The sequence below is a fragment of the Streptomyces sp. NPDC050619 genome (genome assembly GCF_040654815.1).
Classification (GTDB): domain Bacteria; phylum Actinomycetota; class Actinomycetes; order Streptomycetales; family Streptomycetaceae; genus Streptomyces.
In genome coordinates this window covers 67,124-80,338 of record NZ_JBFAIR010000034.1, presented here as the reverse complement: position 1 = coordinate 80,338, position 13,215 = coordinate 67,124, and the positions used below count along the sequence as shown (strand labels likewise).

Below are 13,215 nucleotides of genomic sequence, written 5' to 3'. Positions count from 1 at the left end.
CGTCGTTGTCGTGAATGCTGTGCTGGCTGAGGGCAACGGGGACCCTGGAGATTCGCGGAGGATCGAAGGCAGTGGGTAACAGAAGGCGCGTCGCCGAGCGACGGAAGACCAAGCCCGCCGTGATCGGCGGGCTGATCGCCGTTGTCGTCGGCGGCGCCGGCTTCGGCGCCTACGCGCTGTACGGCGGTGGGGCCGCCGCCGACGACGGCAAGCGGACGGAGACCACGGCAGCGGAGCAGAAGGCGAAGGACATCCCGTCCGGCCCGCTGTCCGCGACCGAGGTCACCACCACGGCCCGGGCGTTCCTGACGGCCTGGCAGCAGGGCAAGGTGCCCCAGGCGGCAGCCACCACGAGCGACGCCAAGGCGGCCACCTCCCTGCTGACCGGATACACCAAGGACGCCCACATCAAGGGCGTCACGCTCACCCCGGGCACCCCCACCGGCGACAAGGTCCCCTTCACCGTCAAGGCCACAGTGGCGTACAAGGAGACCAGCAAGCCGCTGACGTACGCCGGCGCGCTCACCGTCGTCCGGGCCACCACCGACGGAAAGCCGCAGGTCGCCTGGCACTCCTCGGTCGTCCACCCCGACCTCCAGGACGGCGACACCCTGGTCACCGGCGAGTCCGGCACCCCGCCCGTCAAGGCGCTGGACCGGGACGGCGACGAGATCACCAAGGCCAAGTACCCGTCGCTGGGCACGGTCCTTGACGGGCTGCGCGAGAAGTACGGCAAGACGGCGGGCGGCCGGGCGGGCGTCGAGTTGCAGGTCGTCCGCGGCAAGGCGGCCAAGGCGGACAAGCTCTCCGACAAGTCCCTGCTGGAGCTGAGCAAGGGCACACCGGGCACGGTGAAGACGACCCTGGACCCGGCGCTCCAGGAGGCGGCGGAGAAGCAGGTCGCCAAGAAGGCCCGCTCGTCGGTCGTGGTGCTGCGCCCGTCGACCGGCGAGATCCTGGCGGTCGCGAACGCCTCCAAGGGCTTCAACACGGCGTTCCAGGGCTCACTGGCCCCCGGCTCCACCATGAAGGTCATCACCTCGACGTTGCTGATCGAGAAGGGCCTGGCGTCGCCGGACAAGGCGCATCCGTGCCCGAAGTACTTCACCTACGGCGGCTGGAAGTTCCAGAACGACGACAAGTTCCAGATCAAGGGCGGCACCTTCAAGGCGAGCTTCGCCCGCTCCTGCAACACGGCCTTCATCAGCCAGGCGCCGAAGCTGGACGACGACGACCTGACCAAGCAGGCCGAGCAGGTCTTCGGGCTGTCCATGAACAACTGGGCCATCGGCGTCCCGACCTTCGACGGCTCGGTGCCGGTGCAGAGCGACGCCCAGATGGCGGCCTCGCTCATCGGCCAGGGCGGGGTCCGCATGAACCCGCTGAACATGGCGTCGGTCTCGGCGACGATCGAGTCGGGCACCTTCAAGCAGCCCTACCTGGTGTCCCCGACCGTCGACAACCGCAAGCTGGCGACCGCCTCGCGCACCTTGTCCGCGGGCACGCTCTCCGACATGCGGGAGCTGATGTCGTACACGGCGGCCTATGGCACGGCGGCCGAGGCGATGTCCGGGGTCACCGGGAACGTGGGCGCGAAGACGGGCTCGGCGGAGGTCGACGGGCAGAAGAAGCCGAACGGCTGGTTCACCGCCTACCGGGGCGACCTCGCGGCCGCGGGCGTGGTCCAGCAGGGCGGGCACGGCGGCGACACGGCTGGCCCCATCGTGGCGTCACTGCTGAAGATGGGCGGCTGACTCCCGCGATCCCACCGGGGTCGCCAGGTACGTCCGCCGCAGGAACCTGAGCAGCGCCCTCGTCTCGAACTGCACCACCGCGACGCCCTCCGCGGTGTGGAACTCGACCACCGCCTGCGCCCGCCCGCACGGCCACACCCGGACCTCGCCCTTGCCGGCCGGGGCGCGCAGGCCCTGTTCCAGAAGCGAGCGCGAGAAGGTCCACTCGTCGTGGGTCCCGGGCAGACCGACGCGTACCGAGCGCGGGTCGGTCTCGGGGTCGTAGCGCAGGATCACCGGGACGGCCTCGTCCTCCACGATGTCCGCGTCCGAAACGATGTGGGCTCGCGCGTACTGTTCGACTACAGACATCGTGACGGCCCTCTCACGCTGCGTGACCTGTGTGGAAGCTGTGCGTCCGCTGCCCTTCCAATGTCGCACATTTCCTGGATGGCGCCTCTGGAAGCGGAAATGCCGTTCCTCACTCTCTTCACACACACTGTTCCCCACGCACCGCTCTTGCAAGTTGTTCGCAACAAGCCACTATCATCGAACGGTGCATGTGCCTGACGGATTCATAGACGCCCCCACCTCAGCCGCGACCGGTGTCGTCGCCGCGGCAGCCGTCGCCGTGAGCCTGCGCGGCGCGCGCCGTGAGCTCGACGAGCGCACTGCGCCGCTGGCCGGCCTGGTGGCGGCGTTCATCTTCGCCGTACAGATGCTCAACTTCCCCGTAGCGGCCGGAACAAGCGGCCATCTGCTCGGCGGTGCGCTCGCCGCGATCCTCGTGGGCCCCTACACCGGGGTGCTGTGCGTCTCCGTGGTCCTGCTCATGCAGGGCATCCTCTTCGCCGACGGCGGTCTGACCGCGCTCGGCGTGAACATCACGGTCATGGCGGTCGTCACGACGGTCGTCGCGTACGCCGTCTTCCGCGGCCTGGTCAAGATCCTGCCCCGCACCCGCCGCTCCGTCACGGCCGCCTCCTTCGTCGCCGCCGTACTCTCCGTCCCGGCCGCGGCCCTCGCCTTCACCCTCCTCTACGCCGTCGGCGGCACCACAGACGTCTCCATCGGCAAGGTCGCCACCGCCATGATCGGCGTGCACGTGCTCATCGGCCTCGGCGAGGCCACGATCACCGCGCTGACCGTCGGCGCCGTCATCGCCGTCCGCCCGGACCTCGTGTACGGCGCGCGCGGCCTCCAGCAGAAGCTGAAGCTGCGCGTGAACGGCGAACTCGTGGACGTACCGGAGGCGGAACCCTCCCCCGTGGCCGCCCGCTCCCACCGCAAGGTGTGGGCGATCGGCCTGGTCACCTCCCTCGTCCTGGCCGGATTCGTCAGCTTCTACGCCTCCGCGAATCCCGACGGGCTGGAGAAGGTCGCCGCCGACAAGGGCATCGACAAGAAGACCGAGGAGCACGCCAACGCCGACTCCCCGCTCGCCGACTACGGCGTCAAGGACGTCGAAGACGCCCGGCTGTCCGGCGGTCTCGCGGGCGTGATCGGCGTCGGCGTCACGGTCGTCGCGGGCAGTGCGGTGTTCTGGGCGGTGCGCAGGCGGCGTACGGATGACACCTCGCCCGCCTCGCCCGCCTCGTCCGTGAACACGGGCGTCTGAGATGGGCGCCGGGCACGCGCACAGGCTCTACCGGCACGGGCACTCGCCCGTGCACGCCCTGCCGCCGCACACGAAACTCGCCGCGAGCTTCGCCTTCGTGGTGGTCGTGGTGTCGACACCGCGGGAGGCGATGTGGGCCTTCGGCCTGTACGCCGTCCTCCTCGCGTGTGTCGCCTACGCCGCCCGCGTGCCCGTCGGCTTCCTGCTCAAGCGGCTGCTGATCGAGGTCCCGTTCGTGGCCTTCGCGGTGCTCATGCCGTTCGTGGCGGAGGGCGAGCGGGTCGGCGTACTCGGGATGTCCCTCAGCGTGAACGGCCTGTGGGGCGCCTGGAACGTGCTCGCCAAGGGCACTCTCGGCGTCGCCGCCTCGGTACTCCTCGCCTCCACCACCGAACTGCGCGAACTCCTCCTGGGCCTCCAGCGGTTGAAGCTCCCGCCGCTGCTCGTGCAGATCGCCTCCTTCATGATCCGCTACGGCGATGTCATCACGGACGAGATGCGGCGGATGCGGATCGCGCGGGAGTCGCGGGGCTTCGAGGCGAGCGGCGTCAAGCACTGGGGCGTCCTCGCGAAGTCGGCCGGCGCGCTCTTCATCCGCTCGTACGAACGCGGGGAGCGGGTGCATCTCGCCATGATCAGCCGGGGGTACGCCGGTTCGATGCCGGTCATCGACGAGGTGACCGCGTCCCGGGCGCAGTGGTCGTACGCCCTCACCCTCCCCCTCGCCGCCCTCGTCGTATGTCTGCTGGGATGGACGCTGTGACACCTGTGACACCTTCACTGGAAGTGGCCGGTCTGGCCTTCGCCTACCCCGACGGGCACCAGGCCCTGTTCGGCGTGGACTTCACCGTCTCGCGCGGTGAGCGGGTCGCGCTGCTCGGGCCGAACGGCGCCGGCAAGACGACGCTCGTCCTCCACCTCAACGGCATCCTGACCGGCGGCACGGGCACGGTGACGGTCGCCGGGCTGCCGGTCGGCAAGCAGCACATGGCGGAGATCCGGCGCAAGGTCGGCATCGTCTTCCAGGACCCGGACGACCAGCTCTTCATGCCGACCGTGCGGGAGGACGTGGCCTTCGGACCGGCCGCGGCCGGGCTGAAGGGGCCCGAGCTGGAGGAGCGGGTGCGGGTGGCCCTGCGGCGGGTCGGCATGCAGGACTTCGCCGAGCGGCCCCCGCACCACCTCTCCTTCGGCCAGCGGCGCCGGGTGGCCGTGGCGACCGTGCTGGCGATGGAGCCGGAGATCCTCGTCCTGGACGAGCCGTCCTCCAACCTCGACCCCGCCTCGCGCCGCGAACTCGCCGACATCCTGCGGTCGTTGGACGTGACGGTCCTGATGGTCACGCACGACCTGCCCTACGCGCTGGAGCTGTGCCCGCGCTCCCTGATCCTGAGCGAGGGCACGATCGCCGCCGACGGCAAGACGGCACAGCTGCTCGCCGACGACGAGCTGATGGGCGCCCATCGGCTGGAGCTGCCTTTCGGTTTCGACCCGCGTTCCGCGGCTCCCACTCCCGGCCGTCCGTGACAATGGGCGCGTGACGAACCAAGAGGACGCCGGTGCCGAGGGCTCACCGCTGCTGGACGACCAGCTGTGCTTCGCGCTGTACGCGGCCCAGCGCGCGGTGACGGCCGCCTACCGCCCGCTCCTCGACGATCTCGGGCTCACCTACCCGCAGTACCTCGTGCTGCTGGTGCTGTGGGAGCGCGGCGAGACGACGGTCAAGGAGCTGGCGGGCGCGCTGCGGCTGGACTACGGCACGGTGTCGCCCTTGCTGAAGCGGCTGGAGAGCGCGGGGCTGGTACGCCGGGAGCGCGCGGTGAACGACGAGCGCTCGGTGCTCATCGCGTGCACAGGGCGCGCGGAGGAGCTCAGGGAGCGCGCGGCGCATGTGCCCGGCGCGCTGCTCGCGGCGACGGAATTCGACGGCGCGGAGGTCGCGCGGTTGCGCGAGGAGTTGTGGCGGCTGGCGCGACGGGCGGAGGCGGCGGCGGAGCGCGCGCGCTGACGTCGCGTTACCCGCGGTTGCTGCCCCCCGGTAATCAAAGGGTCACCTACCGGCCGGTACCTTGTGCACAATGTACTTGCTGGGGGAGGTCCTGCCGTGAACGAGATGTCCGCTGAGAAGGTCGCCGTCGACACCCGTCCGTCGAAGATCGTGTACGTCGCCGAGGCCACCGCGCACGGCGGCCGGGACGGCTTCGTCACCAGCCAGGACGGCCAGATCGAGCTGAAGGTCGCGATGCCCCCGGAACTGGGCGGCGACGGCAACGGCACCAACCCGGAGCAGTTGTTCGCGGCCGGCTACAGCTCCTGCTTCCACAACGCGCTGGTCCTGGTCGGCCGCCGGTCCGGCTTCGACCTGACCGGCTCCACGGTCGCCGCGAAGGTCGGCCTCGGCCCCAACCAGCAGCGCGGCTACGGCCTCGCGGTCGCCCTCAGCGTCTCGCTCCCGATCCTCGACCCGGACATCGCGGCCAAGCTGGTGGACGCGGCGCACGAGGTCTGCCCGTACTCGAACGCGACCCGCGGGAACATCGACGTGACGATCCTGCTTGGCTGAGGGGAGAGCTACCGGAGAGCTACCGGAAATCTACCGGAGCTCTACCGCGAGACGAGGAGTACGGACGTGGACGTGAACGGCACAGTCGCCGAGGGCTTCGAGCCGGTCAGGGACGCGTTCGTGCAGAACTTCGAGGCGCTCGGGGACCGGGGCGCGGCGGTCGCCGTGTACCGGGACGGGCGCAGGGTCGTCGACCTGTGGGGCGGCACCAAGGACATCGACGGGACCGTGCCCTGGCAGCGAGGCACCGCACAGGTGGTCCGCTCGGCGACGAAGGGCGTCGCCGCCGCCGTACCGCTGCTGCTGCACCAGCGCGGGCTGCTGGACCTGGACGCGCCGGTGGCCGAGTACTGGCCGGAGTTCAAGGCGCGCGGCAAGGAGCGGGTGCTGGTCAGGCACGTACTGAACCACCGCTCCGGCCTGCCCTTCCTCGACCGTCCGCTCACGCCGGCCGAGGCGCTGGACCCGGCGCGGGGCGCCGAGGCGGTCGCCGCGCAGGCCCCGGTCTGGGAGCCCGGCACCGACCACGGCTACCACGCGCTGACGTACGGCTGGATGCTGGACGAGCTGGTGCGGCGCGTGACGGGCCGCCGGGCCGGCGAGTGGATCGCGGCGGAGATCGCCGGACCGCTGGGCGCCGACCTGTGGCTGGGCCTGCCGCAAGCCGAGGAAGCCGCCGGCCGGACGGGCCGGGTGGGCCGTGTCGAGACACCGGAGCCCGCCACCGGGGCGGGCCTGCGCCTCCGCCCGAAGCGCGCGGTCACCGAGGCCTACGACGACCCGGCCTCCGTCACCCGCCGCGCCTTCGCCGCGATCACCCCGTTCCCCGACCAGAACGACCCGGCGTACCGCGCCGCCGCCCTGCCCGCGACCAACGGCATCGCGACCGCCGACGGCCTCGCCCGTGTCTACGCGGCACTGATCGGCGAGGTCGACGGCGCCGCACGGCTGTTCACGCCGCAGACGATGGAGGCGGCCCGCGCCGAGGAGTCGGCGGGCCCCGACCGCGTCCTCGTCGTCACCACCCGCTTCGGCCTCGGCTACATGCTGCACGGCAGCGCGTCACCGCTCCTCGCCCCGGGTTCCTTCGGCCACCCGGGCCGCGGCGGCTCCTTGGGCTTCGCCGACCCGGAGACCGGCATCGCCCTCGGCTATGTGACCAACGGCTTCCGCAAGACCGTGACGGCGGATCCGCGGGCGCAGGCGCTGGTGCGGGCGGTGCGCGAGGTCGTCGTACGGCCGTAGCGGCTCAGTTCTCTACTCTCTACCGGTCTTCTCTACCGGCTCACACGTGGATCGGGTGGGAGGTCCGGCCGGACGCCCCGTCGATCTCGTCGTGCGCCTTGGTCAGCAACCGCATGGCGAGTTCGTTGAGGGCGCGGGCTCCCGCGACCTCCTCCCCGACACGCGGCTGATTCGCGTCGGAGTGGTGGCGGCTGGCGTTTCCGTGCGCCCGAACCTCACTGCCGTCGGGCAGACGCACCAACGCCACCGCACTCGTGTGCTGATCGTCCTCCCGAAACTCCAGCTCGACGTGCCATCCCACAGTGGTGTGCATCATGACGTTCACCTCCGGAACACTTGCTTCCAGGGTGCCCCTCCGGATCGGCCTCCGCACACCTCGGGCACGCGGCGAAGCAAGTCACCCACAATTCGTGCGCGACTTGCCGCCGGTGGCGCTTCCGATGCGGCCACTCCAGGTGACGCATTCGCCGGGGGCGTAGAGGTAGACGGGACCGCCCCAAGTAGTCATGTTGGGTTCGCACATGCTGTCAGACGCGCCACCGTCGGCCTGTATGTTCTCGCAGATTGTGACGCCGCTGCCGGAGGAGTTCCGAACCGTGACGACACAGTTTCTCGCGGTCGACGAGTTGTAGGTGAGGAAAACAGTCCCCACTGTGCCGACGGATGCCGAGTTCACAACGACATATCCGGAGCCGCAGCCTCCGTTATACGTTGCAGCAGCGGCGCTGGGCGCGGCGGCCACTGTGGTGGCCAGCGCCGCTCCGGCTACCCCGAGTGTCGCGGCCGTGCGGGCGATAAGACGGTTCATTTCTTCCCCCAAGGGCTGGTCGCAAAAACGCTGCTTGATCGCAGCGAGGGGTTTTGATCGGTGTCGCCCGTGAAGTCGTTCGTGGGTGCAATAACTGCACGATTGGAAAAGAATGCGACGAACGGCGTGCGCACACCTCGGGCCCGCGGTTGCGTAACTACCCCGCGTGCAGCATCAGCCCGATCCCCACCACCAGCAGCCCCGCCGCCGCGATCCGCGGCGCCCCGAACCGCTCCTTGAAGAACACGGCCCCGATCGCCGCGCCCACGATGATCGACGACTCGCGCAGGGCCGCGACCGGCGCGAGCTCGGCCCTGGTCTGGGCCCAGAGGACCAGCCCGTACGCGGCGACGGAGAGCGCGGCCCCCAGCAGCCCGACGGCGGCGAACGGCCGTAGGACAGCGAGGAGTTCGCCGCGCCAGCGGGTGAAGGCATACGCCGGTACCGCCACGCCCTCCACCGCCATCAGCCACGCGATGTACCCGAGGGAGGAACCGGAGGCGCGGACGCCCAGACCGTCGACGACGGTGTACGCCGCGATGGTCAGCCCGGTCGCCAATGCGGCCCCGATCGCCGCCCATTTCGGTCGGCGCCCGCGCATCCCCCACAGGGCGACGCCGGTCAGCCCCGCACAGGAGAAGGCGATGCCCGCCGCCGCCCACCCGTCCGGCACCTCGTGCGCGAAGACGGCGGCGAGCAGCGTGACCACCAGGGGCGCGGTGCCGCGCGCGATCGGATACGCCTGCCCGAAGTCCCCCAGCCGGAAGGACTTCATCAGCAGCACGTAGTACACGACATGGATGACCGCCGAGGCGATCAGATACGGCCACGCCCGAGCCGCCGGAACCGGCACGAACGGCACCATGGCCAGCCCGATGACCGTTCCCCCGCCCGCGATCAACGTGAACCCGGCCAGCTTGTCGGTGATCTGGTGGGCGATGGCGTTCCAGCTGGCGTGTGTCACCGCGGCCAGCAGTACGGCCGCGGTGACCAGCGGCGTCACGGCGTGCGCTCACGCACATCCACCACAGTGGCACCCGCGTGGGCGACCAGGTCCTCGGGTCCCATGGGGAACACGGCGTGCGGATTGCCGGCGGCGGCCCAGACCAGTTCATGCTCCAGGAGGGAGCGGTCCGCGAGGACACGTGTCCTGGTCCGGTGCCCGAAGGGCGGCACACCCCCGATGGCATACCCGGTGGTCTCCCGCACGACGTCGGCCTTGGCCCGCGTGACCTTCTCGGCCCCGAGCTCCTCCCGCACCCGCTCCACATCCACGCGGGAGGCGCCGTCCATGAGGACCAGCACCGGGACCCCGTCCGCCGCGAAGATCAGCGACTTGCAGATCTGACTCAGCTCACACCCGACGGCCGCGGCGGCCTCGGCGGCGGTACGGGTGGCGTCCGGGAAACGGCGGATACGGGCGTGCAGGTCGTCGAGTCCGAGCTCGCGCAGGGCCTCGGCGAAGCGGGGGTTGGCTCCGGAGCGTGCGGCATTTTCGGCGTCTTCGGCGTCTTCGGCGTCTTCGGCGTCTTCGGCGTCTTCGGCGTCAGTGGCGGCTGTCGTCGTCATGCATGGCACGGTAGCGGCGGGTGTGGGTGCCGGACGAGCGGGTTATGGGCGGGCGGAAGGAGGCAAGCCACCGGAGACCCGGAGCTGAAAAGTCACCGTGGGGCCACTCGCTTCTTGGCCAGTGTCGTGCTTACACGACCCGACTAAAGGGCGCTCCGCGTCGGCTACGCCGACATCCCTTCGGGCCACCCTTGACTCGGCTCGCTCCAGCACGGGGAAGAAGCGAGCGAGCGGCCCGGAGAGAAACGGGTGTCCTGACCGGGGTCTGCGGTGAGGTCGGCTGCCATCCGACCGGGGTTCACGGACGCGGACGCGCCTCGCCAGCACGCCGGGCCGGTTCAGCGGCTGACGGCGAGTGGGTGGTGCGGGTGAGCGGACGACTCGGGGCGGGGGGCGGCCGACGGCCGGGGACGGCTGAGTGGGCACCGGCCGGTGGCGGTCGGTTCGGGTTCCGGGTCTTGTGATGGGTAATTGGTGAGTTTGTTCCAGCCCAGGCGAGTGCCACCAGGCCTTTCAAGTCAGCGAGTGGAACAAACTCACCAATTACATGGCGGGAGCAGGCCGCGAGGGGGATTTGTCCGGTTCCTGGCCTGTGGAGGTTGCCAAGCCTGCCGAGCGGCCGAACCACCCACTCGCCGATCGCCGCTGAACCGGCCCGGCGTGCTGGCGAGGCGCGGACGCGTCCGTGAACGCCGGTCGGATGGCAGGTGGCCTGGGCGCAGACCCCGGTCAGGACACCCGTTTCTCTCCGGGCCGCTCGCTCGCTTCTTCCCCGTGCTGGAGCGAGCCGAGTCAAGGGTGGCCCGAAGGGTCATCGCCGAAGGCGACGCGGAGCGCCCTTTACTCGGGTCGTGGAAGCACGACACTGGCAAAGAAGCGAGTGGCCCCAACGGTCACTTGAACGCGCCGTCCACGAAGGCGGACCAAGTGCTCGGAGAGACGGTGAGGTGGTCGGTGCCGGGGGTCTTGGAGTCGCGGATGTGGATGGTGGTGGGGGTGTTGGCTACTTCGACGCAGTCGCCGGGTTCGTTGCTGTCGCTGTAGCTGCTCTTGAACCAGTGGAGTTCAGCAGTGCTCATAGTCTCCCCAGCGCTTGCTCGATGAAGGCCTGTGACTCCCTCGGCGTGAGAGCCTGCGCCCGGATCATGCCATAGCGCAGTTCAAGGATTCGAAGATCCCTGGGGTTCGATACCGGGCGCCCGTTGAACGCGCCGCTGGAACGTCCGATCGCCGTGCCGTCGGCGAACTTCAGCACCTGAATCCGGCCCGCCGCTCCGGCGTGCTCCTCGCGATCAGTCGGCATGATCTGAAGCGTGACGTTCCGCAACTGCGTGACCTCCAAGAGGTGTTCGAGCTGTCGGCGCAGCACCATCTTCCCACCGTAAGGGCGTTCGAGGGTCACCTGCTCCTGGACAAAGCTGAGCGTCGGCACTGGATCCCGCTCGAAGACGGCGTTACGGGCCACGCGTGCGGCAGTCTCCCGCTCTACGACGTCCTCGCTCAGCGCAGGCTGCCTCATCTCGAACAGCGTCCGCGCGTACTCCGGCGTCTGCAACAGGCCGTGGATGTTGTGACTGCTGTACAGCAACATCTCCACCGCCCGCTCCTCCAACTGTGCGAGCTCCCGCACTTTCTTCGGATACCGAGCCTTGCGTACGTCCTCCATGAACGCCCTGAGGTGCCCTTGCGCCTTCAGGTACTGGTCCGCCTTGTCCAGGAACTCCGGGCGGGGAATGCGGGCCCCGCGCTCGATCTTCCGGATCATGTCCTCGCCGTAGCCCATGACCTCGGCGAGATCCACTGCTCGCACACCGGCGGCCTCCCGGCACACCCTGAGCAGACGTCCCACCGCCTGAATCAACGGCTCGATCTCGTCCCCGGGCTCAACATCCCAACCCGCCTCATCCGCACCCTCGTTCATGTCCACCTCCAACGCGCTCCCGTACCCGTGCGTCACCCGAGACAGCCGAGACAGCGCAGGACAAAGCCAGGACAGTCACCGTACGCACAGGCGTCGTCACTCATCAGCGTAAGCAGAATCCGCCACTCTGAGTGACGTGAAACAACAAACCCAAAGCCCCACCCCCACCCGCAACTTCACCGTCCTCCTCTCCCCCACGCCCCGAGGCGCCCGCCTCGCCCGCCTCCTCGCCACCGAGCAACTCCGCTCCTGGGGGCTCCCGTTGGACAAGGCTCCCCAGATCGTCGCCGAGCTCGCCGCCAACGCGGCGACCCACGGGCGCGTCCCCGGCCGGGACTTCCGGCTGACCCTCTACGTCGTCGGTGACACCCTCCGCATCGAGGTCACGGACACCCGGGGTGACCGTGACCCTCAGCTCACCGCGACCGCCCTCGACGCGGAATCCGGTCGAGGGCTCGTCCTCGTGGACGTCCTGGCCGACCGTTGGGGTGTGGTCCCGGGTCCGCGTCCGCGCAAGACGGTCTGGGCGGAGGTGGACTGCCGATGTAAGGGGTGGTGAGAGCGTTCTCCCAACGGGAGGATGCTCCAGTGACTTCGCCTCCCGCCGTACGCCCTTATCGCCCCGCCGACCGCCCCGCCCTCGACGACATCTGCATCCGCACCGCCCACGGCGGCCAGGACAGCCGCCCCCATTACGCCGACCCCAGCATCTTCCCGGCGATCTTCGCGGCACCGTACGTCCACCTGGAGCCTGACCTGGCCTTCGTACTGGACGACGACGGCGGTCACGGGCAAGCCGTCGGCTACATCCTCGGCACGGTGGACACGCCCCGTTTCGTCGAGGGCTTCCGGGCGAAGTGGCTGCCGCTGGTCGCCGAGCGGTATCCCAAGACGGGCATCCCGCCCCGCACCCCCGACGACGAGATCGTCCCTCTCCTCCACCACCCCGAGCGCATGCTCGTGCCCGAGGTCGCCGGCTACCCGGCCCATCTCCACATCGACCTGCTCCCGGAATGGCAGGGGCGCGGGTACGGGCGGGCGCTGATGGAGACCTTCCTCGACGCCCTGCACAAGAAGGCCGTACCGGCCGTGCACCTCTCCATGCTCACCGCCAACACCCCCGCCCGGTCCTTCTACGACCGCCTCGGCTTCCACGAGATCGACGTGCCGGAAGCCGATCCGAGCATCACCTATCTCGGACGGAAGACAGTAGCTATGTACAGTATCCCGGGTGAGTGACACACCCAAGGGGCCCACCCCCGGCTACCTCGTCTGGCGCCTGGCCAACAAGTGGCGCACCGCCGTCGACCAGGCCCTGGCCCCCCTGAACCTGACCCACGCCCAGTACGTGCTGCTGGCCTCCCTGTCCGGGATGGAGCGTTCCGGACAGCCAGGCCGGGGGCCCAGTCAGCGGGAGCTCGCCGACTACACGGGGCTGGAAGCGCTGTACGTGTCGAAGCTGGCCCGTTCGCTGGAGGCGGGCGGACTTGTCCGCCGTACTCGCGACGCCGAGGACACCCGGGTCGTACGGCTGGCGCTCACCGACGCCGGGCTGGGCGCCGTGCGGCCCGCCATTGACGCCGTACAGGTGCTGCTCGACCAGCTCCTCGCTCCGCTGGGCGGGCTGGACGACGTACGTACCGAGGACTTCAAGCGCACTCTCACCGACCTCCTCGACGCGCCTCTCGGCCACCAGGCCCCGACAGAAAGCCGGTGAGGGCGCCCCGTCCCCACGGAGCCCTCACCGGCCAGTTCTGC

At 69.9% G+C, this 13,215-nt stretch carries 16 protein-coding genes; 10 read left to right on the top strand and 6 right to left on the bottom strand.

Going from position 1 to position 13,215, the window contains the following annotated elements; genetic code table 11:
• Positions 1-71 precede the first annotated feature (71 nt).
• On the top strand, positions 72-1,754 hold the full coding sequence (locus tag AB0I77_RS40385) for a penicillin-binding transpeptidase domain-containing protein (RefSeq protein WP_363287810.1): 1,683 nt from the start codon (positions 72-74) through the stop codon (positions 1,752-1,754).
• On the opposite strand, the gene AB0I77_RS40380 is transcribed toward AB0I77_RS40385, so the two are convergent.
• A complete protein-coding gene (locus tag AB0I77_RS40380) occupies positions 1,731-2,105 on the bottom strand; it encodes an SsgA family sporulation/cell division regulator (protein WP_363287809.1) in 375 nt (124 codons plus the stop codon). The two genes, AB0I77_RS40385 and AB0I77_RS40380, sit on opposite strands and share 24 nt — an antisense overlap.
• Before the next feature lie 184 nt (positions 2,106-2,289).
• On the opposite strand from AB0I77_RS40380, the gene AB0I77_RS40375 reads away from it, so the two are divergent.
• From AB0I77_RS40375 to AB0I77_RS40350, 6 genes are all read left to right on the top strand, one after another.
• Positions 2,290-3,351, top strand: coding sequence for an energy-coupling factor ABC transporter permease (locus AB0I77_RS40375; protein ID WP_363287808.1), 1,062 nt, complete (start codon positions 2,290-2,292; stop codon positions 3,349-3,351).
• Between the two features lies 1 nt (position 3,352).
• Positions 3,353-4,114, top strand: a complete 762-nt coding sequence (gene cbiQ / locus AB0I77_RS40370; protein WP_363287807.1) for a cobalt ECF transporter T component CbiQ — start codon at positions 3,353-3,355, stop codon at positions 4,112-4,114.
• Entirely contained in the window at positions 4,090-4,878 is a 789-nt protein-coding gene (locus tag AB0I77_RS40365) for an ABC transporter ATP-binding protein (RefSeq protein WP_363287806.1), read from the top strand. The genes cbiQ and AB0I77_RS40365 overlap by 25 nt, the downstream gene beginning before the upstream one ends.
• Before the next feature lie 10 nt (positions 4,879-4,888).
• The gene (locus AB0I77_RS40360) at positions 4,889-5,359 is read left to right on the top strand and encodes a MarR family transcriptional regulator (protein ID WP_363287805.1); all 471 of its coding nucleotides are present in this window, start codon (positions 4,889-4,891) and stop codon (positions 5,357-5,359) included.
• A gap of 105 nt (positions 5,360-5,464) precedes the next feature.
• Positions 5,465-5,914 carry an organic hydroperoxide resistance protein gene (locus AB0I77_RS40355; protein ID WP_363287853.1) on the top strand — a complete coding sequence of 150 codons (450 nt, stop codon included), beginning with the start codon at positions 5,465-5,467 and terminating at the stop codon, positions 5,912-5,914.
• A gap of 66 nt (positions 5,915-5,980) precedes the next feature.
• A complete protein-coding gene (locus AB0I77_RS40350; RefSeq protein WP_363287804.1) occupies positions 5,981-7,159 on the top strand; it encodes a serine hydrolase domain-containing protein in 1,179 nt (392 codons plus the stop codon).
• A 40-nt stretch (positions 7,160-7,199) separates the two neighbouring features.
• Here the strand turns inward: AB0I77_RS40350 and AB0I77_RS40345 are convergent, their stop codons facing one another.
• The 5 genes from AB0I77_RS40345 to AB0I77_RS40325 all read right to left on the bottom strand — a co-directional run bounded on the left by AB0I77_RS40345 (position 7,200) and on the right by AB0I77_RS40325 (position 11,457).
• Positions 7,200-7,475 carry a DUF1876 domain-containing protein gene (locus AB0I77_RS40345; RefSeq protein ID WP_363287803.1) on the bottom strand — a complete coding sequence of 92 codons (276 nt, stop codon included), beginning with the start codon at positions 7,473-7,475 and terminating at the stop codon, positions 7,200-7,202.
• A 649-nt stretch (positions 7,476-8,124) separates the two neighbouring features.
• Positions 8,125-8,970: a DMT family transporter gene (locus AB0I77_RS40340; RefSeq protein ID WP_363287802.1), complete on the bottom strand. Its 846-nt coding sequence runs from the start codon at positions 8,968-8,970 to the stop codon at positions 8,125-8,127.
• Entirely contained in the window at positions 8,967-9,536 is a 570-nt protein-coding gene (locus AB0I77_RS40335) for a YbaK/EbsC family protein (RefSeq protein ID WP_363287801.1), read from the bottom strand. The genes AB0I77_RS40340 and AB0I77_RS40335 overlap by 4 nt, the downstream gene beginning before the upstream one ends.
• Before the next feature lie 893 nt (positions 9,537-10,429).
• The gene (locus tag AB0I77_RS40330) at positions 10,430-10,615 is read right to left on the bottom strand and encodes a DUF397 domain-containing protein (protein ID WP_363287800.1); all 186 of its coding nucleotides are present in this window, start codon (positions 10,613-10,615) and stop codon (positions 10,430-10,432) included.
• Positions 10,612-11,457, bottom strand: a complete 846-nt coding sequence (locus AB0I77_RS40325) for a helix-turn-helix transcriptional regulator (protein WP_363287799.1) — start codon at positions 11,455-11,457, stop codon at positions 10,612-10,614. The genes AB0I77_RS40330 and AB0I77_RS40325 overlap by 4 nt, the downstream gene beginning before the upstream one ends.
• A gap of 136 nt (positions 11,458-11,593) precedes the next feature.
• Between AB0I77_RS40325 and AB0I77_RS40320 the strand changes: the two genes are divergently transcribed.
• The 3 genes from AB0I77_RS40320 to AB0I77_RS40310 are packed head-to-tail and all read left to right on the top strand — an operon-like array spanning position 11,594 to position 13,174.
• Positions 11,594-12,016 carry an ATP-binding protein gene (locus tag AB0I77_RS40320; RefSeq protein WP_363287798.1) on the top strand — a complete coding sequence of 141 codons (423 nt, stop codon included), beginning with the start codon at positions 11,594-11,596 and terminating at the stop codon, positions 12,014-12,016.
• Positions 12,017-12,045: 29 nt separating this feature from the next.
• Complete coding sequence (locus AB0I77_RS40315) at positions 12,046-12,696, top strand: GNAT family N-acetyltransferase (RefSeq protein ID WP_363287797.1); 651 nt, start codon at positions 12,046-12,048, stop codon at positions 12,694-12,696.
• Complete coding sequence (locus AB0I77_RS40310; RefSeq protein WP_363287796.1) at positions 12,689-13,174, top strand: MarR family transcriptional regulator; 486 nt, start codon at positions 12,689-12,691, stop codon at positions 13,172-13,174. The genes AB0I77_RS40315 and AB0I77_RS40310 overlap by 8 nt, the downstream gene beginning before the upstream one ends.
• The last annotated feature ends 41 nt before the right edge of the window (positions 13,175-13,215 follow it).

Excerpts from the sequence above, each read along its gene's own strand:
- AB0I77_RS40345 (WP_363287803.1), bottom strand. The coding sequence starts at position 7,475 with ATGATGCACACCACTGTGGGATGGCACGTCGAGCTGGAGTTTCGGGAG.
- AB0I77_RS40325 (WP_363287799.1), bottom strand. The coding sequence starts at position 11,457 with ATGAACGAGGGTGCGGATGAGGCGGGTTGGGATGTTGAGCCCGGGGAC.
- AB0I77_RS40335 (WP_363287801.1), bottom strand. The coding sequence starts at position 9,536 with ATGACGACGACAGCCGCCACTGACGCCGAAGACGCCGAAGACGCCGAA.
- AB0I77_RS40365 (WP_363287806.1), top strand. The coding sequence starts at position 4,090 with ATGTCTGCTGGGATGGACGCTGTGACACCTGTGACACCTTCACTGGAA.
- AB0I77_RS40355 (WP_363287853.1), top strand. The coding sequence starts at position 5,465 with ATGTCCGCTGAGAAGGTCGCCGTCGACACCCGTCCGTCGAAGATCGTG.
- AB0I77_RS40380 (WP_363287809.1), bottom strand. The coding sequence starts at position 2,105 with ATGTCTGTAGTCGAACAGTACGCGCGAGCCCACATCGTTTCGGACGCG.
- AB0I77_RS40330 (WP_363287800.1), bottom strand. The coding sequence starts at position 10,615 with ATGAGCACTGCTGAACTCCACTGGTTCAAGAGCAGCTACAGCGACAGC.
- cbiQ (WP_363287807.1), top strand. The coding sequence starts at position 3,353 with ATGGGCGCCGGGCACGCGCACAGGCTCTACCGGCACGGGCACTCGCCC.